The organism is Carnobacterium mobile DSM 4848, assembly GCF_000744825.1.
Lineage (GTDB): Bacteria > Bacillota > Bacilli > Lactobacillales > Carnobacteriaceae > Carnobacterium_A > Carnobacterium_A mobile.
Genome location: NZ_JQMR01000001.1, coordinates 474,139 through 499,364, shown reverse-complemented (window position 1 = coordinate 499,364; position 25,226 = coordinate 474,139). Strand labels below are relative to the sequence as shown.

25 protein-coding genes and 2 pseudogenes are annotated in these 25,226 nt (G+C 37.3%); 6 read left to right on the top strand and 21 right to left on the bottom strand.

Annotation, left to right across the window (positions count from 1 at the left end; translation table 11 throughout):
- The first annotated feature begins 27 nt into the window (after positions 1-27).
- Entirely contained in the window at positions 28-1,065 is a 1,038-nt protein-coding gene (gene ltrA / locus BR87_RS02250; RefSeq protein WP_244877016.1) for a group II intron reverse transcriptase/maturase, read from the top strand.
- Entirely contained in the window at positions 978-1,442 is a 465-nt protein-coding gene (locus tag BR87_RS13300; RefSeq protein WP_084683558.1) for a group II intron maturase-specific domain-containing protein, read from the top strand. Before ltrA ends, BR87_RS13300 begins: the two co-directional genes overlap by 88 nt.
- Positions 1,443-2,711: 1,269 nt before the next feature.
- On the opposite strand, the gene thpR is transcribed toward BR87_RS13300, so the two are convergent.
- The 4 genes from thpR to BR87_RS02230 all read right to left on the bottom strand — a co-directional run bounded on the left by thpR (position 2,712) and on the right by BR87_RS02230 (position 6,235).
- Positions 2,712-3,287 carry an RNA 2',3'-cyclic phosphodiesterase gene (thpR, locus tag BR87_RS02245; RefSeq protein WP_035028182.1) on the bottom strand — a complete coding sequence of 192 codons (576 nt, stop codon included), beginning with the start codon at positions 3,285-3,287 and terminating at the stop codon, positions 2,712-2,714.
- Positions 3,269-4,486 carry a YcjF family protein gene (locus BR87_RS02240; protein WP_084683542.1) on the bottom strand — a complete coding sequence of 406 codons (1,218 nt, stop codon included), beginning with the start codon at positions 4,484-4,486 and terminating at the stop codon, positions 3,269-3,271. The genes thpR and BR87_RS02240 overlap by 19 nt, the downstream gene beginning before the upstream one ends.
- A 63-nt stretch (positions 4,487-4,549) precedes the next feature.
- Positions 4,550-5,419 carry a KPN_02809 family neutral zinc metallopeptidase gene (gene ypfJ / locus BR87_RS02235; protein ID WP_035028181.1) on the bottom strand — a complete coding sequence of 290 codons (870 nt, stop codon included), beginning with the start codon at positions 5,417-5,419 and terminating at the stop codon, positions 4,550-4,552.
- A gap of 171 nt (positions 5,420-5,590) precedes the next feature.
- A complete protein-coding gene (locus BR87_RS02230) occupies positions 5,591-6,235 on the bottom strand; it encodes a YrrS family protein (protein ID WP_035028178.1) in 645 nt (214 codons plus the stop codon).
- Between the two features lie 578 nt (positions 6,236-6,813).
- Here BR87_RS02230 and BR87_RS02225 point away from each other — a divergent pair.
- The gene (locus BR87_RS02225) at positions 6,814-7,791 is read left to right on the top strand and encodes a diaminopimelate dehydrogenase (protein WP_035028175.1); all 978 of its coding nucleotides are present in this window, start codon (positions 6,814-6,816) and stop codon (positions 7,789-7,791) included.
- A 96-nt stretch (positions 7,792-7,887) separates the two neighbouring features.
- On the opposite strand, the gene BR87_RS02220 is transcribed toward BR87_RS02225, so the two are convergent.
- From BR87_RS02220 to BR87_RS02180, 10 genes and pseudogenes are all read right to left on the bottom strand, one after another.
- The gene (locus BR87_RS02220) at positions 7,888-8,478 is read right to left on the bottom strand and encodes an ECF transporter S component (protein WP_035028172.1); all 591 of its coding nucleotides are present in this window, start codon (positions 8,476-8,478) and stop codon (positions 7,888-7,890) included.
- A gap of 123 nt (positions 8,479-8,601) precedes the next feature.
- Positions 8,602-8,898: pseudogene (locus BR87_RS12545) on the bottom strand (S66 family peptidase); the annotation flags it as partial.
- A 12-nt stretch (positions 8,899-8,910) separates the two neighbouring features.
- Positions 8,911-9,456, bottom strand: a complete 546-nt coding sequence (locus BR87_RS12540) for an LD-carboxypeptidase (RefSeq protein WP_051929621.1) — start codon at positions 9,454-9,456, stop codon at positions 8,911-8,913.
- Positions 9,457-9,562: 106 nt separating this feature from the next.
- Positions 9,563-10,093, bottom strand: coding sequence for a type 1 glutamine amidotransferase domain-containing protein (locus BR87_RS02210; RefSeq protein WP_035028169.1), 531 nt, complete (start codon positions 10,091-10,093; stop codon positions 9,563-9,565).
- A 79-nt stretch (positions 10,094-10,172) separates the two neighbouring features.
- Positions 10,173-10,487, bottom strand: coding sequence for a hypothetical protein (locus BR87_RS02205; RefSeq protein WP_035028165.1), 315 nt, complete (start codon positions 10,485-10,487; stop codon positions 10,173-10,175).
- A gap of 34 nt (positions 10,488-10,521) precedes the next feature.
- Positions 10,522-10,956, bottom strand: coding sequence for a MarR family winged helix-turn-helix transcriptional regulator (locus tag BR87_RS12535; RefSeq protein ID WP_051929620.1), 435 nt, complete (start codon positions 10,954-10,956; stop codon positions 10,522-10,524).
- A gap of 151 nt (positions 10,957-11,107) precedes the next feature.
- Entirely contained in the window at positions 11,108-11,917 is an 810-nt protein-coding gene (locus BR87_RS02195; RefSeq protein ID WP_035028163.1) for an ABC transporter ATP-binding protein, read from the bottom strand.
- On the bottom strand, positions 11,918-12,808 hold the full coding sequence (locus tag BR87_RS02190; RefSeq protein WP_035028161.1) for an ABC transporter permease: 891 nt from the start codon (positions 12,806-12,808) through the stop codon (positions 11,918-11,920). It abuts the gene before it with no gap.
- A 32-nt stretch (positions 12,809-12,840) separates the two neighbouring features.
- Positions 12,841-13,827, bottom strand: a complete 987-nt coding sequence (trpX, locus tag BR87_RS02185) for a tryptophan ABC transporter substrate-binding protein (protein ID WP_035032695.1) — start codon at positions 13,825-13,827, stop codon at positions 12,841-12,843.
- Between the two features lie 485 nt (positions 13,828-14,312).
- Complete coding sequence (locus tag BR87_RS02180; RefSeq protein WP_035028159.1) at positions 14,313-15,008, bottom strand: carbonic anhydrase family protein; 696 nt, start codon at positions 15,006-15,008, stop codon at positions 14,313-14,315.
- A 258-nt stretch (positions 15,009-15,266) separates the two neighbouring features.
- Here BR87_RS02180 and BR87_RS02175 point away from each other — a divergent pair, with 258 nt between their 5' ends.
- The 3 genes from BR87_RS02175 to BR87_RS13215 all read left to right on the top strand — a co-directional run bounded on the left by BR87_RS02175 (position 15,267) and on the right by BR87_RS13215 (position 18,534).
- The gene (locus tag BR87_RS02175; RefSeq protein WP_035028157.1) at positions 15,267-16,967 is read left to right on the top strand and encodes an NFACT RNA binding domain-containing protein; all 1,701 of its coding nucleotides are present in this window, start codon (positions 15,267-15,269) and stop codon (positions 16,965-16,967) included.
- Positions 16,968-17,363: 396 nt separating this feature from the next.
- Complete coding sequence (locus BR87_RS13220; protein ID WP_211249966.1) at positions 17,364-18,047, top strand: MFS transporter; 684 nt, start codon at positions 17,364-17,366, stop codon at positions 18,045-18,047.
- Positions 18,013-18,534, top strand: coding sequence for an MFS transporter (locus BR87_RS13215; RefSeq protein WP_211249965.1), 522 nt, complete (start codon positions 18,013-18,015; stop codon positions 18,532-18,534). The genes BR87_RS13220 and BR87_RS13215 overlap by 35 nt, the downstream gene beginning before the upstream one ends.
- Before the next feature lie 112 nt (positions 18,535-18,646).
- Here the strand turns inward: BR87_RS13215 and pyrE are convergent, their stop codons facing one another.
- The 7 genes and pseudogenes from pyrE to BR87_RS02135 all read right to left on the bottom strand — a co-directional run bounded on the left by pyrE (position 18,647) and on the right by BR87_RS02135 (position 25,223).
- Entirely contained in the window at positions 18,647-19,276 is a 630-nt protein-coding gene (gene pyrE / locus BR87_RS02165; protein WP_035028155.1) for an orotate phosphoribosyltransferase, read from the bottom strand.
- A 1-nt stretch (position 19,277) separates the two neighbouring features.
- Positions 19,278-19,994 carry an orotidine-5'-phosphate decarboxylase gene (gene pyrF / locus BR87_RS02160; protein WP_035028152.1) on the bottom strand — a complete coding sequence of 239 codons (717 nt, stop codon included), beginning with the start codon at positions 19,992-19,994 and terminating at the stop codon, positions 19,278-19,280.
- Positions 19,984-20,913 carry a dihydroorotate dehydrogenase gene (locus tag BR87_RS02155; RefSeq protein WP_035028149.1) on the bottom strand — a complete coding sequence of 310 codons (930 nt, stop codon included), beginning with the start codon at positions 20,911-20,913 and terminating at the stop codon, positions 19,984-19,986. Before BR87_RS02155 ends, pyrF begins: the two co-directional genes overlap by 11 nt.
- Before the next feature lie 88 nt (positions 20,914-21,001).
- A complete protein-coding gene (locus BR87_RS02150; protein ID WP_035028147.1) occupies positions 21,002-22,288 on the bottom strand; it encodes a dihydroorotase in 1,287 nt (428 codons plus the stop codon).
- Between the two features lie 68 nt (positions 22,289-22,356).
- Positions 22,357-23,273 (bottom strand): annotated as a pseudogene (locus tag BR87_RS02145) (aspartate carbamoyltransferase catalytic subunit).
- 269 nt (positions 23,274-23,542) lie between these two features.
- Positions 23,543-24,091 carry a bifunctional pyr operon transcriptional regulator/uracil phosphoribosyltransferase PyrR gene (gene pyrR / locus BR87_RS02140; RefSeq protein ID WP_035028144.1) on the bottom strand — a complete coding sequence of 183 codons (549 nt, stop codon included), beginning with the start codon at positions 24,089-24,091 and terminating at the stop codon, positions 23,543-23,545.
- A 223-nt stretch (positions 24,092-24,314) separates the two neighbouring features.
- Positions 24,315-25,223: an RluA family pseudouridine synthase gene (locus tag BR87_RS02135; protein WP_035028141.1), complete on the bottom strand. Its 909-nt coding sequence runs from the start codon at positions 25,221-25,223 to the stop codon at positions 24,315-24,317.
- Positions 25,224-25,226 lie beyond the last annotated feature (3 nt).

Here is a 25,226-nt window from a genome sequence, read left to right as displayed (position 1 = left end):
CAATAATAATCTTGAAGAAACAAGGAGGTGAAGTCACTACAAAATCGCAGAAAACATCGTGGTAAAGACCGAAAAGATGGCTTCTTACAAAGGGACAAGCTGGAAGCGAAAGAGTATGTAAGAGCGCGTAGTAGTGACAGCATGGAGATGAAAGAACAAGATGGTATCACGTTAATAGATAAAGTCATAGAGAGTGGTAATCTATGGCAAGCGTATGAAAAAGTACGAAAAAATAAAGGAGCTCCAGGAATAGATGGTATCACGGTCGAAGAGCTAGAGGACCATATGAAGAAATATTACCCAACGTTAGTACAGAAACTAAAGGACGGTACGTATAAACCTCAACCTGTTCGAAGAGTGCCCATACCAAAACCAGATGGTTCTAAACGTTATTTAGGTATTCCAAGTGTACTTGATAGAGTTGTTCAACAAGCTATTTTGCAAGTTATCGACCCAATGATTGACCCCTATTTTTCAAATAATAGTTTTGGTTTCCGTAAAGGTAAAAGTGCCCATCAAGCCATACAAAAAGCGGAAGAATATTATGAAGAAGGGTATAGAATAGTGGTCGATTGCGATTTGAAAAGTTATTTCGATACCATCCACCATCAAAAGCTTAGAGCCTATTTAGAAGAATTTATCCAAGATAAAGTTGTATTAAAGTTAATCTGGAAATTTCTTCGCTCTGGGATATTAGATAAAGATATCTATATCGAAACAGATAAGGGGGCACCGCAAGGTGGCCCACTGTCACCTTTACTCGCAAATGTATATCTAAACCAACTAGATCGAGAACTAGAAAGAAGAGGGCATAAATTTATTCGTTACGCGGATGATTTCGTTATCTATGTTAAAAGTCAGCGTGCTGGTGAAAGAGTCATGGAGAGTGTTACTGAGTATATAGAAAAAGATTTACGACTAACAGTAAATCAAAAGAAAAGCAAGGTGACCACTCCAACAAAAGCGAAGTTTTTAGGATTCCATATTATGAACCACATGGGAAAGTTGGATGCCGACCTGCTAAGTCGGCACAACGAAGATTCAAAGACAAACTTCAAAAACTAACTAGTCGTAAACGACCAGGAACTTTCCTGAACATTGTAAAAGAGATTAATCAAGTTACCGTTGGTTGGATTAATTATTATGGTATCAGTTATATGAAAACCTTTATAGCAGAAACACAATCCTGGTTAAACCACAGGCTTCGGCAACTTATCTGGAAACGATGGAAGAAAGTTAAAACACGTTATACTATGTTAAAAAGATATGGTATCCAACATGATGACGCATTAAAATTAGCTGCTTCTCGAAAAGGGTACTGGAGAACATCCAAAAACCACATTATTCATACAGCTATAACAAAAGACAGACTCATAAAGTGGGGATTAAAAGATTTATCCCAACTGTATGCGTCTGCCCAAACAAGATACTCAAGTTATTGAACCGCCGTATACCGAACGGTACGTACGGTGGTGTGAGAGGTCGGAACCGTAAGGTTCCTCCTACTCGTTTTGATAGCAATTATGAGTAAAAGAAACTTACATTTAAAACGTTTTAGAGAACAAGTAATAGGAATATCCATAGAACTAATCTGAAATGAGCTTAAAAGGGTCTGTAAAAACAGTCGAATTTTGAAAAAACGTACGTTTCTAGTTTATATACTACTGCGTATAATATATATTATGTAAACTAACGAAAATTGAAATTAGTACCTTATATAGGTTCCATAACTTTTGTCCATTATCCTCTCTTTCTGATTCGTTTTCTATTTTTTAAATCATTTAACCGTTCAGATACAATTTTAGTGTTTCTTAGTAAATAAAAATACTTCTCTATAGAAAATTATTGTCTTTAGCAAAATATTTTATACTGTATGGTCATGATGTTTAGAATATTTTATTTTTTAGTTTTTTTGATTCGCTCGCTAAAATTATTTATACAGTAGAAAATAAAAAATGTTTTTAAATCGACTAGCCAATATTTTTTATTCACTTGATCGTATCTGTAAAAAACTGAATTGAATGTATTCAATTTTTAAAATGAATTTTAGCTGTAGGATTTGTTTAGTGTATTTAATGCTGATGTTCATAATTTAGAGAATAAAGGGTTATTTTGAAAAATCAGGCTGATTAAAGCAATACAAACCTTTTTTTGGATGAAAATCCCTTTAAAGAGCTTTAATGAAGCAAAAACTTAGTTTATTTGCTAACCAAATAAGGTTTACGCATTGAAATTGCTTGTTCTAAGCAACAAAGAAAACCCTTTTATTTAAAGGGAAAAATAGCGCTTTTCCCTTTATTTAGATAATTTTTTTGGTTTTGATAGAATAATAGCCTTCTCCTTTATGTTTAGACTCGGTTTTAGTAAATCTACAATAGGAGAAATAGTAATCAATATAAAAATTATTAGGATTTTTCAACAAAAAAAGAGGAAGATTTTGGGGCTTTTTAATCTAATCATTATAAATTTAGCAAAAATAGACAAAAAATCAAAAAGCGCTTAAACCGACTGAGTTAAGCACTTTTTGATTCTTTTCTACAATTATTTTACTGTATATCAAGATCCATATAAAAAATTAGCCAGAAGTTCTTTTGGAATACTAGAACTTTCAGCTCCCCTCCCTCTTCTCTCTTACTCCCTGCTCTCTTTTTTATAAAAAGAGAGCTAAAAAGAACAAGTAGCAAGCTAGAGTACTTCTTTGTTTAAAAAATTTATAGCACTTGCTGAAAAATCGGTACATACCGAAGACGCCCATTTAGTTGCTTACTCTCATATAAAACAATTTTTGTTACTTGTAGTTTAGCATTTGGCCTATCTAAGTTACCTTCTAGTTCTTCTAAAGGATCTTTCAAAACCATTTGTCGGCCAATAGTGATATGAGGCAAAAAAGCTGGTTTTTTTAATTCAAAATAATCTTTTTCCTGAAAAGCTTTTTGTAAGGTTGTATATAATTCAAATAATAATGGATTGTTTTTAAGCCCCAGCCAAACCACTTGTTTCTTTTTCTTGGTAAATTGTCCTAGATGATCTACTTTGATCTCAAAGGGTCTTACACTTTGGGCAGTTGTTGTGATAATTTCTTTTAACGGGCATAAATCTTGTTCATTTATTTCTCCAATAAATTGAAGCGTTAGATGAAAATTGTCATGAAAAACAAAATTTCCTTTTTTAACATAAGGTTTTAATTGATTTTGTAATGAGACTAACTCTTCTTTTATACTTTCTAGTTCTACTCCAATAAAAACGCGTCTGCTAAAATCTTTATTATTTACTTCTTTTTCTTCCATAAGGACCATCTCTTTTTAGTTTTTTGTTGCTGATTTTCATTTACTGGTAAATCTGAATCAGGATCTTTCCTATCAGTTGCTATCTTCCCTTTTTTTAAACGATTTTCAAATTTCTCACGCATAAGCTGCTCAATATTATTTAAATCAGGGTATTTCCCTTCTTTTTCGCCTTTTGCAATAACCGTCATAACCTCGATATAGCTCATTGCCAATGCTGTAGTAAGGATAGAAGCAGTTGTTCCGCTAATCAATCCGCCCACTATAGTTCCGACTCCTGGTATCAGCTTAGCAAGGTTAGAGGCAATATACTTACCAGCATAGGTAGCTCCACCGGTTCCTCCAATCGCAGCTACTAAACTGGTAATAGTCGCTTTATCCATAGAGATGCCAAAAATAGCGGTAATGTGAGCCAATAGCGTTACTTGCATAGGCACTAAAATAGAAGCATCGGAAAACGGAATGGGAACAAAGCCGATTCCGAATGAAGTTGCGATATAGGTAGACGCCCAACTACGGGCAGATTTTGCTTTGCGTTCAATATCTACTTGTTGGGCATTGTTAAAAGCTTTTTTTTGTTCCTCTGGAATAATTTCAAAACTGCGTTCAATCAATTCCTTTAAACCAAAAGAAGGGATGGAAATTTCGTCAGAAACAGGAAATTCTTGAGCCATGACATTGATAACACCATAAATAGTTAAATTAAGATTTTCAATAAAGGCTTTAAGCTCCTTTGCCGGTTTGCCAATTGATTGAGTCAAAACTACTAGAACAGGAACTTCAGCACTTAAGGTTTTAATCAACTCTAATTCTAGAGGTTCGATTCGTGAAGAATTAGCATTGATACAATAATAAACTAAATGAATTTCTTCATTAGTTGAGTGCTTTTTCCCTTCTGAAATAGTAGAAAATATTTCTTTCTGGATTTCTTTTTGTACTTCAAGATTCAGTTCTAAACCTCGAGTATCATACAAAGCAATGGGAATTCCTTCTTTTGTAATTTTTCTTAAATGTTTAGTGATCGGACGACCAATCCCAGTTTTTGCTAAATTTTCTCGAAAAACATTATTGATTAAAGTGCTTTTACCAACGCCTGTTTTCCCTATTAATAAAATATTAACTGGTTTCATCTTTTTTATTTCATTTTCTGTTTTATTTAAAACTTCTTCGACAATATTAAAATTTTTTTCAAGATTTTTCATCATTACCTCCATCATTCTGCTTTGCAATAAAGCTGTCTTAGGACCATTTGGAAAACTATTTTTTTAAGGAAGTTTAAACTTAGCTTCGCCATTAAATGTATCGCCATCTTCTAAGTTGCCAGATTTAAATCCGCGATCAAACCAATACATTCTTTGATCAGAAGTACCATGAGTAAAACTTTCAGGCACCACATACCCTTGTGCTTGTTGTTGAAGGCGATCATCCCCTACTGCACCGGCAGCATTGATAGCTTCTTCGTAATCCCCTTCTTCTAAATAGCCTAATCCTTGAGCATAATGAGCCCAAACTCCAGCTAAGTAGTCTGCTTGCAGTTCAAACCGGACTTGATATTGATTAAATTCAGTTTCACTTAATTGATTTCGCAAACTATCCAATTGTTTTGTTAACCCTAATTGCGTTTGGACGTGATGGCCTACTTCATGGGCTACCACATAAGCCATTGCAAAATCACCTGGGGCATTAAATTGCTGGCTTAATTCATCATAAAAGCTTAGATCAATATATAAGTTTGCATCTCCTGGACAATAAAACGGACCAGTTGAAGAGCCTGCAACGCCACAAGCTGATTGAACAGAACCGGAAAAAAGGACTAATGTGGGGTCTTTATAAACATACCCATAATCTTGAAAAACATCCGTCCAAACATCTTCTGTATCTGCCAAGACTACAGAAACAAAATCAGCTCGCTCGGCTTCTGTTTCAGTTTCTTGATATGGAGCAGTAGTTGTATTAGTACCCGTATCCAATAAGGCTGAATTTAAGAAATCTCCAAAATCTCCGCCGCTTAAAAAAGTAAAGACTAATAGAATGAGAACACCGCTGATTCCTCCCCCTACTAATGTCTTTCCTCCCATGCTGCTCCCTCTGCGGTCTTCTACATGGCTGCTTTTTCTTCTGTCTTTCCAGCGCATGGTTTCACCCTCCCTACAACATATTCTTTGTTACAGTTTCTTAAAACCATCATATCACTTTTTTAAGTAGGAATAGAAATGATAAGCGCTTATTGGCCTTACATGTGAAAAAAAGCCGATACTAATTGAAAATCTCTTTTAGTATCAGCTTCTCATTCAATTTAGATGCTATTATCTTTTATCGTTTGCTTTTAATTGCTCTACTTTAGTTGGTCGCCAACCTTCATTGTCGACCCAAGTTAAATAAACACGGAAAGTTTTAGTTTGCTGACTATCTGAGACGGTCGCGACTACTTTTTGATCTCCGCCATTCTCTACTCGCCATTCAATCATATCATCTACCGCAATACCAGTAGCATTGGCATTTGCTTGTTTGATTTCTTTCCTATCTTGAGAACCGTCACTATAATTAGTCGAATGTGGTCCTTCTTGTTCTGTTGCTACTGGTTTCCAGTCGCCGGTAATCGCTGAAGTAACATTATCATCTGAAGGTTCTGTTTCTTCAGTTTCAACAGCATCTTGATCTTCACTTTCTTTTTCATCCTCATCTTTTTCGTCTTCTTGTTTGTTTATGCTAGAGGAAGCTGACTGGCTTTCTGTTTCTTGTTCTTTTGAAGTAGAAGCGGTGTTGATGCTGCTAGATAATTGTTGCATAGATTCGTTTGAAGCTTGATTATCTCCTTCTCCGAGTAACCAAATACCAAAAATAACAAACATTAAAAAGACCGTTACTACTGCAATTAATGTAGCGACTTTAGCAATAGTCCGATTTTTACTATATTTATCAGAACGTGTAGGTTTATTAGAGTTTTTCATTTTGTATCTGTCCTTTCTGTTTCCCATATCATAATAGCATATATTGGTCAGTTGGATATTAGCAATAGATTACAGTTTTATACCTCTATGATTACAACTTGTTTCAAAGAAAAATAGATGTATTTGAAAAAACAGTTACCGCATGTTAAACTATAAGAGAAAAGAGAGAAATGCGTCAACATTCCCCTCTTTTATAGAACCGTTAAAGACGGTAGCCAATAAGAGAAAACAAAAAGTAATCGTCCTACTCGCTAAAGTTCAGACGGTTACTTTTTTTTGTTGTTTGTTGAGATTTTTAAAACCAACGTTGCAAAAGCTAATGCAAACATTAAGGATTCGAAAATACTCATGGGTTTTCCTTTCTGGGGAAAGCCAAACAAAAAAACATAGGCATCACCCCTTTTTAATGAGAGTTAGCCACCGCCTTAAACATTTCTATATTTAAATCATACCACATTAAGTTATTTTTTTAAATATAATTAGAACGTATGTTCGTGATTTAAAAAAATAAATACTTTTTTTTGCTGTTGGGTTATAATAGGCAAGTACCAAAAGAAATTGATGAATGGAGTGGTAATATGACTAAAAACATTCGTATCGGCTTAGTCGGTTATGGAAATATAGGAAAAGGCGTAGAATTAGCCCTGGATAATTTCCCAGATATGGAAGGTATTGCAGTATTTACAAGACGGAATCCAGAAGAACTGACTTCTAAACTCCCAGCTGTAAGTATAGATAACATATTAGATTATCAAGATAAAATCGATGTTCTAATTTTGTGCGGTGGCTCAGCAACAGATTTGCCTCAACAAGGACCTTCCTTAGCGAAATATTTTTCTACAATTGATAGTTATGATAACCATAACCATATCCCTCAATACTTTAAAGATATGGATCTAGCGGCGAAAACAAATGATCATGTCAGCATTATTTCGGTTGGCTGGGATCCAGGTTTGTTTTCACTAAATCGTGCTGTTTTAGAATCGGTCTTGCCTGCTGGAGAAACCTATACGTTTTGGGGTAAAGGGTTAAGTCAAGGACATTCAGATGCTATCCGCCGAATTGATGGAGTTAAAGCAGGAGTACAATATACGATCCCTATTGAAAAAGCCCTTGAAGAAGTTAGAAGCGGATCTAATCCTACTTTATCCACTCGAGAAAAACATGAACGTGTGTGTTACGTAGTGGCTGAGGAAGATGCAGACAAAGGATTGATTGAGAAAAAAATCAAAACAATGCCGGATTATTTCGAACCTTACCATACAACTGTTCACTTTATTGATGAAGAAACATTTGCTAAAGAACACCAAAAAATGCCTCATGGTGGTTTTGTTATTCGGACAGCTACTTCAGCTACCGGAAATAAACAAAAAGCTGAATTTCAACTGGAATTAGAAAGCAACGCTGAATTTACATCCTCTATTCTAGTAGCTTATGCACGAGCAGCTTATCGTTTTAAAGAAGACGGAAAATCTGGCGCTTTCAGTGTATTAGATGTTCCTCCGGCGTATCTTTCAAGTAAGTCTGCAGAAGAATTAAGAAAAGAGTTACTGTAATATAAAAACGGTTAAATAAACTACCCCCTTTGAAGTTAGCTTTCTACAACTAATTTCAAAGGGGGTTTTAGTTTTATTTGAAGAAGGTTGACTTTATCAAGTTGTCTTAAAACGTTTTAAAGCTTTTGCAACGACTGGAGCGATAATAGCAGCAGCTATAGCTTCCGCCAGTCCATTTGTTAAGACTACTGCACCTAAAGCTTTTGCTAAATTAGACACATCCACATTTAATGCTGTGGCATAATCGTCTTTATAAAAGAGGTAAATAAAAAATAAAACTAGTATGGTATTGGTTAACGAAGCCAACACAGAAGAAAGAATCATTCCCAATGAATCTTTCTCTTTTTTATTTTTAAATAAATGATAAACATATCCGGCAACAAACCCAACAAGAATACGCGGCACAATAGAAATAAGCGGATTAGTAAACAATAATAAATCTAATGGTGATGCTGGGGCAATAAAAGCTTTAATAAATCGGCTGATCCCCCATACGCCACCGATAATCATTCCATCTTTTGTACCTAGAGTTAATGCAGCAATGATAACGGTAATATGAATAATCGTTGGATTTAATGGCGGAATAGGGATATAACCTAAAAGCGGTACGAAATTTTGAACAATAATAATAGCTGATAAGATCCCTAAAATAGCTATCCGATAAGCTTTTCTATTTTTTTGATACATTGTCACCCTTCTTTCTATGTAAAAATATATAAATTCATTTTACAACAAGTATAAAAAAATAGCATTAAAAACAAAATGATTTTAGAAAAGCAGACAGAATCCGTTTACGTTTAGTAGGACAAATTAAGAAAAAGTTACCGGTGTCCCTATTGGAAAAGGTAAAGAGTCTGAAGAATGACCAATTTGATTCGTTTTTAAAACAGCAAAATGGTGACGTCTTGAGTAGCTTAAGACTAATTTTTTTAATTCTTCTGTTTGGTTTTCAGCTTCAATAGTTGTGAATTGTCCCAATAAGATGGCACTACAGGCTTCTAATATGCCTATTTGTTCTAGTTGAGCAAAATAAGCAGCCATCTGCTCTATCTTTCCTCCTCTTGCTTCCAGCAACAAAACACGTCCAGCTGCATTTGGGCAATAAGGCGTACCGGCAAGCTATAAAAAACACCGTATATTTCCACCGATAACAGGTTTTGAAAAGCTGACTGGAGGAGTTAACCACTCATAGCGTAAAAAAAATAGAGAATGTTTGTTTATAAAAGCCTTTCGGAATTGCTCTTTTTGTTTTTGACCCTCTAGAATAGTGAGTAATTGGAAATTATAACCGACGCCATCCGTTTGTGCATAAATAGCATTCAACATAACTGTTAAATCGCTGTAACCGACAAAGGGTTTTTTAGCATATTTAATGGAAGTATAATCAAGATAAGGAAGAACTTCGTTAGCAACTTCTCCGCCTGATAAGTCAAAAATCATTTTGATCTCAGGATCATTATAAAGAGCCATTAAAGCTTTTCCACGTTCTTGCGCTGTTCCGCTGAAAATAGTTGAATTCTTTTGGTAGATAGTAGTAGCTAGACGAACCTGTAATTGAAACTCTTGCTCTAAACAAACAACTAATCGTTCAATAAGCTGTCTTTCTGATGGTCTTTTTCCATTTGAACAACAAATTAGACCAATCATATCACCTGGTTTAAGCATAGTTTCTCAACACCTTTCTTAAATTAAGCTTAACTCCATTACTCGTAGAGAGTAGATAAAAGAACAGCAATCCGTTCAAAAGATTGCTGTTCTGTTCTTTTCTTATTTATTTTTTATCCGATTCAAAAGCTGCAATATAGTGTTTCATATATTCAGGAAGATCAGGAGGACGACGACTTGAAATAATATGCCCATCTGTAAGAGCTGGTACATTATGCCAGATTGCTCCAGCATTTGTCATATCATCTTTAATCCCTGGTGTGCTTGTTACGTTAACTCCTTCTAAAATTCCGGCTGAAATCAGTACCCATCCTGCATGACAAATCTGTCCGATTGGTTTCTTTACTTGATCAAAATGACGCACGAAATCAAGAACTTCCGGATAACGTCTTAATTTATCGGGAGACCAGCCACCAGGAACCAAAATTCCATCGTATTCTTCTACATTTATTTCTTTAAAACTAAGATCAGAAACCGCAGGAACACCGTATTTACCAGTATATTGTTTCGCTGCTTCTTCTCCGACTAGATTTACAGTCGCACCCGCTTCTCTTAATCGGTAAACAGGATACCATAACTCTAAATCTTCGAAATCGTCGCTGACCAGTGCAATGATTTTTTTATTTTCTATAGTCACAACCGTCACCACCATTCTAATAATAACTTTAGTGTACCAATTAATAGAAGAGTCTGTAAACTCTTCTAGCTTATTTTGGTTAAATATGGTCTTCCATGTATTGGTCTAATAGTTTTAAAACGGCATCTGTACCGTAATCTTGAATGAAGTCATTAAAAAGCCCTAAAAAAATACTGCCTTTTTTAGCTGTTCCGTCACTTTCGTCCTCAAAAAAAGTGATGAAATAGTCACTATAATCTATATAGCCTTCTACAAATCCTAAACTTTTAAAAAAGCGATTTTCTTCCGTCTCACTCTCTAATTGATCTTCTAATAAGCTTAGTGCAGTACTTTGTTCAATGATTAATTGAATCAGCTCATCTTTGGGAAGCTCCCCTAATGTCTTTTCATCCATTTTATTTCCTCCTGCCTTTTTTATAAACTCTTCTTTAATCAGTTGCTAATTCTATTCTTCGGTTGATGCGTCTCAGAAGAATAATGAATAACTGTTTTTCGTCATTGGGCCAAGAGCTAAAAATCTGAGTCACTTGTTGTTCTATTTCGAAGTGTACGCTATTAATAAGCTGTTTAGCTTCTTTTGATAACACTAGGTACATGAACCGCTTGTCTTTTCCACTATCTTTAATAACCCACCCTTTTTTTACTAAGTCATTTACTTGTCTACTTAATGTAGACTTATTTAAGGAGAAAGAAGAAGTTAATTCGGTTAAGGTCAATGGTTGTTCAATAAGGTGACGCATAATAAAAAAAGCAGATCGATTAAGTCGATTTTTTTTCAATACCGATTGTTCAATGGAAGTATATCGAGTTTGAAAACTATCTATTTCCTTTATTAATTCATGAGTAGAAATGAGGGTATCCATAAAAAAACTCCTTCACCAAGCTATAGTTGCTATATGCAATCATTATTGTTTCATATAGCAACTATAGCGAATAAAGCTTGATTTTTCAAGGGAAATGCTCTTTTTACTGCAATTGTTTTATGATTGTTTCTTGAAATTTAGTAAAAGCCCATTATCCAAGAAGCATTTCATCTGAGAGGACGGATTTTTCTGTCGAAGCTTGGAATAAATTTAACACAGCAGCTACAGTTAACTTACTTTTTTCTTCTCCTTTGACATCCACCACTACTTTTCCTTGGTCCAACATAATCAAACGATTGCCGTAATTTAAAGCATCTTGCATATTATGGGTAATCATTAGTGCAGTTAACTGTTCTTCGGCAATTCGCTTATTTGTCAATTCTAAGACGATCTTGGCCGTTTTAGGGTCAAGTGCAGCAGTATGCTCGTCTAGTAACAGTAATTTTGGCTTTTTCATAGTAGCCATCAATAAGGCTATCGCTTGTCGCTGTCCGCCAGACAACAAACCCATTTCGCTGTCCAAGCGGTTCTCCAGACCCAAGCCCAATTTAGCTAAAATCTCTTTGAAGAATTCTCTTTCTTTTAGAGAACTGCCTTTGCGTAGCGTTCTTCTCTTCCCGCGGCGATAAGCGATGGATAAGTTTTCGCTGACCGTCATACGCGGCGCAGTCCCCAGTAATGGGTCTTGAAATACCCGTCCGATCATCCCTGCACGTTGTTCTTCTTTTAATTTAGTAATTTCTTTGTCTTCGATTTTAATGGATCCTTGATCAATTAGAAAATTCCCTGAAATGCTGTTCAACAACGTAGATTTCCCAGCACCATTTCCCCCAATAATTGTTATAAAATCACCTTGTCGGACTTCTAGGTTCAAGCCTTTTAATACTTGATTTTGATTGGCTGTTCCAGGATAAAAAGTTTTAGTAATATGTTGAATCGATAAGACTGAGGATGTTGTCAATTAAAGAACCTCCTTTTTATTAAAAAAGTTTAAATTTAGTTTATTTCTTAAACTTGGTAAAGCTAAACAGAAAGCTAAAATAATGGCAGAGATCAATTTTAAATCATTTGGCTGAAGCCCTACCAGCAAGACAAACATAATAATGAAGCGATAAATAATAGCTCCTAGGATTACACAAATCAATCGATTGGCAAAAGATAAATTACCAAAAATAACTTCTCCAATAATCACGGAAGCTAATCCGATAACGATGGTACCAATACCCATACTGATATCTGCATAACCATTGTCTTGCGCGATCAAGGCTCCTGCTGCAGCTACAATGCCATTCGATAACATCAAACCCAGTATTTTTGTTCGGTTGGTTGATATTCCTAATGACCGTGCCATTTTTTCATTATCTCCCGTAGCAATCACTGCTTGGCCTAATTCTGTATTAAAGAAAAGAACTAACGCAGCGATAATTAAGACCGTTAGAAAGATCCCCATAAAAATAGTATCAAACTGAGGCGGCAAGTTGTATCGGCTTAGCGAGTCCGTTATTTTTTGTTTGCCTAATAAGCTTAAATTTGCACGGTTCATAATACGCAAATTGATAGAATAAAGTCCCGTCATAGTCAAAATACCCGCTAATAGTCCTGGTATTTTTGCTTTAGTAATTAGAAAACCGGTGATAAGCCCTGCCAGAGCTCCGATAGCAAAGGCTGTTAGTGATGCCAACAGCGGATGAACGCCAGAAAGAATCAAACGGGCACAAACAGCAGCTCCTAATGGAAAAGAGCCTTCAGCTGTCATATCCGGTAAATCTAGAATCCGATAAGTAATAAAAATGCCTAAAGCCATTATGCCCCATAACAAACCTTGTGCTGTTGCGGTTACAATTAAATCCATTGATATGACCTTCTTTCTTAGATATAGTTAAATTAGTGATTTGCCATTTGGTCTAACAAGGTTTGCGGAATAGAAATTCCTAATTCCTTTGCTTTTTCTTCATTGAGTATTATTTCTCCTTGCTCAAGGTATTGCACCGGAGTGGTTGCCGGATCACTTTCGCCTTTAAGAACAGCTGCTGTCATTTTACCCGTTAATTTTCCTAATTCGTATTGGTTTAACCCGATCGTTGCTAGTCCGCCCTCTTCTACCATTGTATCCACAGCAGGAAAAACCGGAATGTGTTTGGCGTCAGTGGCCGCAATCACGGTATTCATCGCACTGGCTATGGTATTATCTGTTGGAACCCAAATAGCATCTACTTGGCTAGCCAATGAAGAACTAACTTGTGAAACGTCATTCGTTGAAGAGACAGTTAAAGTAGTTGTTTCATATCCCATAGCGGCAGCAATTTCAGCAGCTTGTTCAGCTTGAACAAGCGAATTGTCTTCACTCGATGAATAAAGAATACCGATTTTTTTTGCTTCTGGTAAAAGTTCCTTGATCAATTCAAACTGTTCTTTAATTGGAGTCAGATCACTGACACCGGTGATATTCCCACCAGGTTTTTCATTGCTGGCAACCAACCCAGCTTCTTCGGGATTGCTAACGGCTCCTAAAATAATCGGGATCTCTTGAGAACTATTCGCTAGAGCTTGAGCAGCTGGAGTGGCGATGCCCACCATAACTGCTGCATTCCGACTTACGAATCGAGCGCTCATAGAATTCAAATTGCTTTGATCGCCTTGAGCATTTTGAAAGTCCAATACCATGGTTTTTCCATCGATGAATCCTTCTTCGTTTAAAGCATCAATGATACCTTCATAAATCTTATCAAGAGCAGGATGGCTGGTTAGTTGTAAGACACCTACTATGGGTAACTCTTTTTTTGTTGAAGTGGTTGTTTTAGTTTGTTCGGTAAAAAATGCAAATGTTAAAATTAGTGCTAATACACTGATAAACCCAATCATTTTTTTCATGTTTTTTCCTCCAAAGTAAGTAGTTAACGAATCTTTCGTTCCTATTGAATTGTTTTCTCCAAGTACTGCCATCGTTTCATAAAAAGAAAAGACATCTTATTTTGCTCCTTTATCTCTATTATTTTGACTACTGAAGATAAAAAAATAAACAGCTCCACAAAAGTACTTGTGGTAGCTGTTTATAGTAAACGACTCCACATAGAATAAATGTTTTACTCTATGCAGGTCGTTTTCACGTGTGTTCAAATAAACCAACATAGATACAAGTTCAGCGTGTTCCCTGAAGGTTGTACCTATGAAGAAGCTTCATAAATCAACCTATCTATCTTGGCTTTGCCAACGATTATTTAAATTCATAGCGATAGGTAAAAATGGATTCATGACAAACACTCCTTTTGGTTGATTAAAAACTTATTAGATTTATCTTACTCGTTGCTTTCATAAGAGTCAAGACAAATAATCATTTTCTTTAAGAATGTTTTATTTTATTCAGATAAAAAAATAGGCCGGTTAGCGATCGGCTGCAACGGACGGTTTGTTTTGCCAACGTTCTCTTTGAAAGCTTGCAACAATCCTTTGCGCATATAAGTTTGATGTCGAAAAACAATCCATTCTACGGGTCCGGAAGTCGGCGGTGTTGTTAAAGAACCGCTATAATGAAAAAATTGTTGTTTGGCCGGTAAAATATTAGCTAAGTCAATCGGAACTTCTAGCCCGCGCCCAGAAATTCTTGGGTTTAAAGCTAAACTGTCCATACGAGCCATTTCTTGGTTTGCTGGTTCTTTGTTTGGAAGAACGGTAATTCCTAGAACGAGTAATTCATTTTCTCTTGATCGGTGCACCAAATGCAATTCTAACGGAAAAGACTCATGATTGATTTCATGTTCGCTTGGTAAATGAAAATGCAGATCCTCTAGTATGTATCTTTTATGATTAAAAAAGACTGAATTCAACCCTTCTCCTGCCAAGGGACTCAAATGCACTGTATGGTTAAAAAAAGATGTCTCAAAACGTGTCGTATGGTAATGAATCGTTAGCGACTGTTGACTGATTTTGTTTGTGACCTCGTTTTCACTCAATTGAATGGGAGACTGCAAACTGCCCTCTTCTGCTGTTTTGAAAGCTTGGCAGATGTCTTTCCAGTGTTCAGGTCCTCGTTCTCCTTCATAATACCAATCCATTATATTCTCCTTTAAAGTTAGATTTTCCTATTTCTAAAATAGTCATTAGTTGTATTTTACCTTTCTTTAAATATCTTTTTCAACTGTTTTGTATTTTTAAGTTGAATTTCTATGTGGCTTCCTTGATGCATATACATTCTTACTAAACATGTTATAATTAAACATACGATCATAATAACGATAGATTGTCGTTGTTTTTCTTTAAATGAAAGAAAGCAGCTGTTTAAATAATCTATTCTAAAGAAAGAAGGGAAAAATATGTCATTTGATGGTATCTTTACCCATGCAATGGTTGATGAGTTACGTTATGCACTCAGCAACGGCCGAGTATCTAAAGTACATCAACCGTATAAAAATGAAATCATACTAGTCATACGTGCGAATGGGAAAAATCATAAGCTGTTGTTATCTGCGCATCCTAGTTATGCTCGGATTCAGTTGACTGAGATTCCATATGAAAACCCAAGTTCTCCGCCTAATTTTTGTATGGTGATGCGGAAACATTTAGAAGGTGCTGTTTTAGAAAATATTCAACAAGTTGGAAATGACCGCATGATTCATTTTACATTTAAAAGTCGTGATGAATTAGGGGACGTCCAAAATATCATGCTGATTGTTGAATTGATGGGACGACACAGTAATTTGTTCTTGGTTGAACAAGACACGCAGCGAATCATGGACACGATCAAACACGTTCCTGCTAGTCAAAATACTTATCGAGCAGTGATGCCAGGTGCAACGTATGTTACGCCTCCTCATCAAGATAAATTAAATCCATTTGAAACGACCAATGCAACCTTAATTGAAGTGCTTGAAAATCCTGTTGAGCTTTCCTTGACTAAAAAATTCCAACAAACCTATCAAGGAATTGGCTCGGATACAGCCAGTGAACTAGTCTACCGCAGTGAGGAGCAATTGGATAAGCTTCCGGAAGTTCTGCAATCTTTTATTGAAACGATTCGGCAAGGTAAAATTGCACCTACTTTAACACAAGTAAAGAAAAAAACGTTCTTTACACCGGTTCCTTATCTTAGTTTAGCTGGAGAATCTGAAAGCTATCCCACATTGAGTACTCTTTTAGACCAGTATTATCAAAGTAAAGCGGAAAAGGACCGCGTACAGCAGCAAGGAGCAGATTTAATCCATGTGTTACAAACTGAGTTGCAGCGAAACGTTAAAAAATTAAAAAAACTTGAAAAAACAATGGATGAAACAGAATTAGCAGATGATTATCGAATCCGCGGCGAACTGTTGACTGCTTATCTGCATGAGTTGCATAAAGGGCAAACGGAAGTCACGTTAGCTAATTTTTATGATGACGATCGGCCGGTGACCATTGCTTTAAATCCAAGAAGCACTCCTTCTCAAAATGCGCAAAAATATTTTTCGAAATACCAAAAATTAAAAAATGCCATTATTTTTGTTACTGAACAAATTCGATTGACTAATGAAGAAATTGCTTACCTGGATTCTGTCTCAACTCAATTAGAACTTGCAACGCCTAAAGACATTGCTGAGATCAAAGAAGAATTGATTCAGCAAGGCTATTTGAAAAAGAAAACGAAGAAAAAACAAAAAAGACAAAAAGCCAGTGCGCCTGACAAATATGTGTCAAGTGACGGTGATTCCATTCTGGTTGGAAAAAACAATTTACAAAATGATCAGTTGACCTTGAAGACAGCTAGAAAATCCGATATCTGGCTGCATACGAAAAATATTCCTGGTTCACATGTGATCATTCAAAGCAATGATCCTTCTGAAACAACCATTTTGGAAGCAGCTAATATCGCTGCTTACTTTTCAAAATCACAGCTGTCAGCTTCTGTTCCTGTTGACGTCGTAGAAGTGAAAAAGATACGCAAACCCAATGGTGCTAAACCAGGTTTTGTGATTTATGAAGGGCAACGGACGGTTTTTGTAACGCCTGATAAAGCGTTAGTGGATAAATTAAAGGTTTAGATTTAATTTGTTAAAGGTTCTAATTATCATGAAGAAGATCTAGAATGATTCTTTTTAAATCATTAGCTAACAATTCCTAAGCTGTAACACTCGATTATCTATCCTACTGGATAACCGAGTGTTACTTTTTTATGGGCTTTTTAGGTAACATAAAAATTTAAATAGACAACCCATCGTTTGTATAATACATACTGTATTTGTTTTTTTATTTATTACAATATACAAAAAGAAAAAGAAGTTTGGAAAGTAACTGTTGGAATGATAATAGCTAGAAAAACTAGTTAGCACTATTCAGTTATGAGAATTATCAGGAGGAATGAAGATGAATTTGCCAAAATACTTTAATATCGACCAACGTATAAAAACAACCGAAGAGGTTAAGAATCAACCGAAAGCTTGGATGATGATTTTAGGAATCATTTTATAGCGACCAATCTGCGAGCTCCTTTAACCTCGGTCAGACCGTTAGTTGGTCACATTAGAGATCAATTACAACTATCGAATGCATTAGCTGGTATGATTACTACACTCCCTCTACTCGCTTTCGCCTTTATTTCACCTTTTGTGCCTAGGTTAGGACGGAAATTTGGTATAGAGTTTATGGTTTTATGTGCAATTATTTTTTTGACTTTTGGTATCCTCATCCGTTCTACATCTGGTACGGCTAATTTATATATTGGAACAGCTATGCTAGGACTCGCTATTTCTGTGTGTAATGTCTTGCTGCCAAGTCTTATTAAACGAGAATTTCCTAGAAAAATTGGGGTAATGACTGGTGTGTATTCTATTTCGATGAATTTGTTTGGAGCTATAGCTTCAGGTATTAGCATCCCTATTATGATGAAATCAGGTTATGGCTGGCAAGGTGCTCTAGGAATTTGGGGAATATTAAGCTTTCTTTCCATCTTCTTTTGGATGCCGCAAATGAAAAAACAGCACCATCTAAAAGCAGCCGACACGTATATCAAACCAACACAGGCTAAAGTCAATTTATGGCGTTCGCCATTAGCCTTGGCAAGTAACTTTATTCATGGGACTCCAATCATTGGTATTCTATGTCCTAATTGCTTGGTTACCTGAAATAGTGATGCAACAAGGAATAAGTTCTGATCAGTCAGGATGGCTGCTTTCCATGATGCAACTGGCTTTGCTTCCTTTTACTTTTATTATCCCTATTGTTGCTGGTCGTATGTCTGATCAACGCTTATTAGTCAGCATAACATCAATTTTACTAATAACAGGTATTTTGGGATTGCTTTATGGCGGTTCGAGTTTAATTATTTTATGGATTGTCTTGATTGGTATTGGAGGAGGATGTGCTTTTGGCCTAGCGATGATGTTTTTCGGCTTACGAACCGAAAATGCACATCAAGCAGCAGAATTATCCGGTATGGCTCAGTCTTTTGGGTACCTGCTTGCTGCAATTGGCCCTATGCTCTTTGGATATCTGCATGATGTAACGAATAGCTGGGATAGTCCGTTATGGCTGTTAGTAGGAGCAGCTCTGTTGCTCTTCGTTTGTGGTCAAGGTGCTGCAAAAAATCGGTTTGTCAGTTCTAGTAACTAGTAAATTAAGACAAAAAGGCCTTCAAGGATATTATTCACACACTATTCTTGAAGGCTTTTTTATTTTGTTCCTATTACCGCAGTAGTTCAGCAAACAGGTTTGCTGAACGCCATTATTTTTTCCAATTCAACGGATCTTTTTTCCATTGTTTTAATAGACTGACCTCTTCTGATTCGATGGTTTTCGTTTCTAATGCAACTTCAATTAAAGTCGTGTAGTTCGTTAATGTTTTTAATGAGATGTCGTGTTGTTTAAAATTTTCTATCCCTTTTGGCAATTCATAAGTGAAGATAGCAGCTACCCCAAGGATCTCTGCCCCCTCTTTGGCTGCTGCTTCACAAGCTTCAATGACACTTCCGCCTGTTGAGATGAGATCTTCGATCACGACCATTTTCTGTCCGGGTATTAACCGGCCTTCAATTTGGTTGCCTTTGCCATGATCTTTTGCTTTGCTGCGGATATAGACCATAGGTAAATCTAATACTTCCGCAACCCACGCCGCATGTGGGATTCCCGCTGTAGCCGTACCGGCGATCACTTCTACATCAGGATAATTTTCTCGAATCAAATCTGCCATATCCTGTGCGATCTTTTTTCGAACCGACGGATACCCCATCGTAATACGATTATCGCAATAAATTGGGCTTTTCATTCCGCTTGCCCAAGTAAAGGGACTAGTTGGGTTTAAACTTACGGCTTTAATATCTAATAAGTGCTTTGCTATTGTTTTTTCGACTGTCATTTTAATATTTATCTCCGTTCCATTGATTTTTGATTAAATGATAAGCTGCTACGGGGTCTTGGGCCAATGTAATGGGACGACCGACCACGATATGGCTGGCCCCTTCTTCATAAGCTGATGTAGGTGTAGCGACCCGTTTCTGATCGCCTTTTTCTTCGCCGCTAGGTCGGATCCCGGGAGTTACACATAAAAAGTCCGAAGCGGTATTCTTTTTGATCAGCCGTGCTTCTAAAGCAGAGCAAACGACCCCATCTAATCCGGCTGTTTGAGTTAATTGAGCGTAATGGATAACACTTTGCAATAAAGGAACTTCGATCAATTGTTCTCTCCGCATAGCTTCGGGCGTAGTCGAAGTCAGCTGAGTAACGGCAATTAAATCCGGCCGCGTACTCCCGGCTGGAGTGCCCGCAAGAATACCATCCATTGCAGCTTCCATCATTTCACTGCCTCCAGCTGCATGTACATTGATCATATCGATATCCAAAGCTGCCAGACCTTTCATGGATCGCTTGACCGTGTTCGGTATATCGTGTAATTTCAAATCTAAAAAAATCTCATGCCCTAGTTCTTTCATATACTTAACGATTTCAGGACCATTTTGATAATAAAGCTCCATCCCTACTTTGACAAATAACGATTCATCTTTAAAATGACTTAAAAACTGTTTTATCTCTTCACTTGTTGAAAAATCTAACGCAATAATGGGTTTAGTATTCACTATTCTGACCTGCCTTTACTTCTTTGATCAAGGATTCGATAGATGCAATTCCTAGTTCATCCATTCGCCCTGGTAAAGCTTCAATCAATTCTTTACAAATCATAGGATTGTTATAATTAGCTGTTCCTATGGCTACTGCGCTAGCACCTGCCATCAGCATTTCAAGAACTTCATCGACTGTCGAAATGCCACCCATCCCGATGACGGGAATCGATACAGCCCGGGAAACCTGGTAAATCATTCGAACGGCAATCGGTTTTATAGCCGAACCGGATAAGCCGCCCGTTTTATTGGCTAAAAAAGGTTGTTTGGTCTCTAAATCAATACTCATGCCTAAAAGTGTATTGATCACACTGATCCCGTCTGCTCCGCCAGCTTCAGCAGCTTTAGCGATCTCAGTAATATCCGTTACGTTAGGTGTTAATTTAACATAAATTGGAACAGTAGCCACTGATTTGACCGCTTTGGTCATCTGATAAACAGCTTCAGGATTTGAACCGAACGTTAATCCTCCATCTGCTACATTTGGACAAGACAGATTGATTTCAAGAGCTTTCACAATTGGCGAGTGACAAAGTTTTTTTGTTACTTCTACATAATCAGAAATCGTTGTTCCAGCTACACTTGCAATAATCGGCGTGTCAAATTTTTCTAGAGCTGGCAATTTTTCATTAACGATCACATCAACACCAGGGTTGCGTAAACCGACGGCATTTAATACTCCATTGTCCAAATGATGGTAACATGGTTCAGCATTGCCGATTCGCGATTCAAGTGTTGTTGATTTGATGATCAGAGCTCCTAAGATACTATAATCGTAGCGATCTGTATAAAGATCGCCAAAACCAAAAGTTCCGCTTGCCGGCATGATAGGATTTTTTAAATCCAGTCCTGGTAATGATACGCTTAATTTATTGATACTAACCGCCTCCTAAAGTTTGCTTTTCTTTTTTACTGCTTTTCATCTATCCTTGTGCCGCTTTTTTATAATCATAAGCGTTTCTTTTTTAGCAATTTCCTGTATAAACGATTTTTCCATCAACGATAGTCATAAATGTCTGTCCTTTTACTTTCCATCCGGTAAAGGGTGTGTTAATTGCTTTTGATTGGTATTCTTCAGCAAGAAGTTCTTTTTCAGTTTGCAGATCAAACAAAGCCAAATCAGCTTTTTGTCCAATTTCCATAGTACCTGCACTCAGACCAAAAACTTTTGCTGGTCGTATCGTCAGCCACTCTACTAGTTGAGCTAATGTAAAGATATTTTTTTCAACAAAGTGCGTATACAATAAAGAGAAAGCTGTTTCGCTGCCGGTTACCCCAAAGGGTGCCTGCATCATACTGCCATTTTTTTCCTCAATTGTATGAGGTGCATGATCAGTTGCAATCATATCAATCGTACCATCTAGCAACCCTTCAATCAGAGCTTCACGGTCTGACGGGCTCCTTAATGGCGGGTTCATTTTATAAAGTGCTGAGTCTTTGGGAATGTCTTGTTCTGTCAATAGCAGATGATGAGGGGTTACTTCTGCTGTTACAGGAATTCCAGCTCGTTTAGCATCACGGATAATCCGAACACTTTCTTTAGTAGAAACATGGCAGACATGATAATGAGCGCCTGTAGCTTCGCTGAGCAATACATCGCGCGCAATCTGACTGGATTCAGTAACACTTAAGATACCGGGCAAATCCAGTTCTTTATTGCGGGTGCCTTCGTGCATCACTCCGCCAAATAATAAAGACTCATCTTCTGTATGTGCAACAATAACGGTTTTATTTTTAGCCGCTTCTTTCATAGCCAAGTACATTGTCCCGGCAGTTTGTACTCCCACTCCGTCATTTGTAAACGCAAAAGCTCCAGCTGAAAGCAATACTTTTTGGTCGGTGAGTGGTTCAGTGCTTAACCCTTTGGTAATCGGCGCATACTGCAAAACCTTTACTACAGCGTCAGTTCTTATTTTTTCTTGTACAGCCCTCAGTTTTTCGACGGTATCTGGTTCAGGTTTCACATTAGGCATTGCACAAATAGTCGTAAACCCGCCGCGAGCAGCCGCCATTGTTCCCGTTTTAATCGTTTCTTTTTCTGAAAAACCCGGTTCTCGTAAATGAACATGTACATCAATCAACCCAGGCGTAAGTAAAGCTCCTTGAGCATCGATGATCTGATTTGCCCGTTTTCCTTGAAAAGACAAGTCAGATCCGACAGCTTCAATGATGCCTTTATTTAGAAATACTTCACTTGCTTCCAGCTGCCCCTGCTGATTGATAATCGTTGTATTTTTAAGCCATAATGACACTGTTATCCCTCATTCCTTCTATTGTTTGGTTAGTCTTTTTGTAAACTGCTTTTTGTACCGGCAGCTTCTTAATGTGCTAAAACAGCTTCTAAAATAGCCATCCTAGCATAGACGCCATTTTGCATTTGAGTCACAATGCGAGAACGCGGGCATTCCATTAATGTACCTTGCAATTCCACATCGTGGTTAACCGGTGCAGGATGCATGATAATCGCATGACCTAGCATGTTACGTTCTCTATCAGCAGTTAATCCGTATTTTTCTAAATACGAAGCTGTAGAGAAATTCCCATACGTTTCGTGGCGTTCATGTTGCACTCTCAGTAGCATCATCACATCAACCATTTTAACTAACTCGTCTAGTGGCCGATATTGTCCATATTGGTCAAAGGATGGGTTATACCATTCTGGAGGACCTGAAAAGTAAATCTCAGCGCCTAGACGTTGCAGCATCTGCATGTTGGATCTTGCAACACGTGAATGAGTTAAATCGCCTACAATGGCTACTTTCAGTCCTTCGAAAGTACCAAACTCTTCATAGATGGTCATCAAGTCTAGTAAACACTGACTTGGATGCTGTCCGGCTCCATCACCGCCATTGATAATAGAGCAAGAAATAGTCGGACTATTGATCAGCTCGGTATAAAAAGATTCAGACCCATGTCGTATGACGGCAACATCGACCCCAATAGCAGCCATTGTTAACACTGTATCGTATAAACTCTCTCCTTTTGTCAGGCTACTCGTCGAAGGTTCAAAATCAATTACGTTCAACCCTAGCTTGTTTTCTGCCATTTCAAAACTTTTATGGGTTCTTGTACTGCTTTCAAAAAAAGATTAACTGCATATTTGGTTCTAGCATATTGAGGAGCTGCACCCCACTTAAGTTCGCCTGCTCGCTTAATCAATGCTGTCACCTCTTCGTTTTCCAATGTCTCAACCGAAACAAAATGATCTAAACGTGTACGCTCTATAGCTTCTTTCATTTTTACTCCTCCTTTTATGTATGAACCCATGGCAAATGCCAAACTTAAAACCCGGCATCCTGATTTCTCAATTACCTAATATATTTTCCTCCAGCTCTTGGATGAGGTGTAATGGCAGGACCTTTTTTGGTAAAAAAAAGAACCCACCGTCTATTGAGACAGTTGGGTTCTATCATTATTCAGACTCCGCGCGAAGGCAACCTTAACACGGCTGAATAGTAGTAGTGACCTTTTGTGTCTCTCTGGACTCAATTAAAGCTTCACAATGATTAATTTAATTTTTGAATCAGTACATGGTCTTCGCCATCCACTTCTTGCATAGCTACTTTGATTTGTTCTTCTAAGGAAGTAGGAATATTTTTTCCAACGAAATCAGCTCGAATTGGCAATTCTCGATGCCCACGGTCAACTAACACAGCTAACGATATTTTACTGGGGCGTCCAATATCCATTAATGCGTCCAAAGCAGCTCGAATCGTCCGTCCGGTAAACAAAACGTCATCAATTAAAATGACTTGTTTGCCTTCAATAGAAAAAGGAATATCCGTTCCTTTTATTTCGGGTTCACGTCCATCACTAGTGTGTACATCATCGCGATAAAGAGAAATATCTAATTTGCCGACCGGAATAGCAACTCCTTCAATCTGCTGCATGCGTGCAGCAATTCGTTCAGCGACATAAATTCCACGGGTCTTGATGCCCACCAGAACTAAATCTTCGATACCTTTATTTCGTTCAATGATCTCGTAAGTAATCCGAGTCAAAGCACGTTTCATAGCAGCTTCATCTACCACTTCTACTTCAGATTTAAATTTCATGTTTGTTCCTCCTTGGATCTAATGACTAATGAATAAGTACTGTACTTCATTAAAACACCCTTTTACCTATTTGGCAAAAGGGCATCATGAGTTCCACTGCAGGCGATAATCTGACAATGGTCCACTCATACGTGTATGCTCCTTTGTAGCCTCACAGGACTGGGATTAAAGGATATCTTTTTCTCTTTGTTAGTAACGACTTTACCGTTCAGTTAAATAAAAGTCAACGGTTTTCTCTTAATTCAGTTAAAGTATTTTCAAAAATTTCCGGTAGCGGAGCTTCAAAAGTTAAAAATTCGCCTGTTGTAGGATGGTTGAAGCCAAGAACGCGTGCATGCAAAAACTGACCATTTCCTGGTAGAGTTTTGCGCGGTCCATAGGTTGGATCACCTGCAAGCGGGTAACCAATATATTTCATGTGCACTCTAATTTGATGGGTTCTTCCAGTTTCCAATTGTAAAGAAACCAGTGTGAAATCGTTAAAGCGTTCTAGCACTTGGAAATGAGTAATAGCTGAACGACCGTCGTCGATAATATCTTGTTTTTTTCGATCATTTTTTGACCGGCCCAATGGAGCATCGATCGTTCCTTTATCATGAGGAATGACTCCATGAACTAAAGCATAGTATTCACGTAAAGAAGTATGGTCTTTTAACTGGGCAGCTAACTTCTCATGGGCACGTTCATTTTTTGCGACCATTAATAATCCGCTGGTATCTTTATCGATACGGTGAACAATACCAGGACGAATGGTTCCGTTGATACCAGATAAATTTTTAGTATGGTACATCAACGCATTGACCAGCGTACCTGTTTGGTGCCCAGCAGATGGATGAACCACCATTCCTTGCGGTTTATTGACGACTAACAAATCGTCATCTTCATAAACAACTTCAATGGGAATGTTTTCTGCCTGTACATCCAAAGGAACTAGCTCAGGCTCCTCAATGTAAATCATATCTCCCGCTTGCACGTGATAGTTGGCTTTGACTTGCTTATCGTTGACTGTTACAGCCCCTTCTTTAATCCATTGTTGGATATGCGAACGAGTGATCGCCGGCAGTAATTCTACAATAACTTTATCTAAACGTCCTTTTTCTTGATTTATTTTAAATTGATAGGTTTGTGACATGTA

Coding starts and splice junctions, on each gene's coding strand:
- BR87_RS02205 (WP_035028165.1), bottom strand. CDS start 10,487: ATGGATGAAAAGACATTAGGGGAGCTTCCCAAAGATGAGCTGATTCAA.
- BR87_RS12540 (WP_051929621.1), bottom strand. CDS start 9,456: ATGCTTAAACCAGGTGATATGATTGGTCTAATTTGTTGTTCAAATGGA.
- pyrE (WP_035028155.1), bottom strand. CDS start 19,276: ATGACAGTCGAAAAAACAATAGCAAAGCACTTATTAGATATTAAAGCC.
- pyrR (WP_035028144.1), bottom strand. CDS start 24,091: ATGAAATTTAAATCTGAAGTAGAAGTGGTAGATGAAGCTGCTATGAAA.
- trpX (WP_035032695.1), bottom strand. CDS start 13,827: ATGAAAAAAATGATTGGGTTTATCAGTGTATTAGCACTAATTTTAACA.
- BR87_RS02240 (WP_084683542.1), bottom strand. CDS start 4,486: ATGAAAAATCTTGAAAAAAATTTTAATATTGTCGAAGAAGTTTTAAAT.
- BR87_RS02190 (WP_035028161.1), bottom strand. CDS start 12,808: ATGGATTTAATTGTAACCGCAACAGCACAAGGTTTGTTATGGGGCATA.
- BR87_RS02220 (WP_035028172.1), bottom strand. CDS start 8,478: ATGTATCAAAAAAATAGAAAAGCTTATCGGATAGCTATTTTAGGGATC.
- BR87_RS02225 (WP_035028175.1), top strand. CDS start 6,814: ATGACTAAAAACATTCGTATCGGCTTAGTCGGTTATGGAAATATAGGA.
- BR87_RS02180 (WP_035028159.1), bottom strand. CDS start 15,008: ATGGATTGGTATTATGAAGGAGAACGAGGACCTGAACACTGGAAAGAC.
- thpR (WP_035028182.1), bottom strand. CDS start 3,287: ATGGAAGAAAAAGAAGTAAATAATAAAGATTTTAGCAGACGCGTTTTT.
- BR87_RS02230 (WP_035028178.1), bottom strand. CDS start 6,235: ATGAAAAACTCTAATAAACCTACACGTTCTGATAAATATAGTAAAAAT.
- BR87_RS02175 (WP_035028157.1), top strand. CDS start 15,267: ATGTCATTTGATGGTATCTTTACCCATGCAATGGTTGATGAGTTACGT.
- ypfJ (WP_035028181.1), bottom strand. CDS start 5,419: ATGCGCTGGAAAGACAGAAGAAAAAGCAGCCATGTAGAAGACCGCAGA.
- BR87_RS12535 (WP_051929620.1), bottom strand. CDS start 10,956: ATGGATACCCTCATTTCTACTCATGAATTAATAAAGGAAATAGATAGT.
- BR87_RS02135 (WP_035028141.1), bottom strand. CDS start 25,223: ATGTCACAAACCTATCAATTTAAAATAAATCAAGAAAAAGGACGTTTA.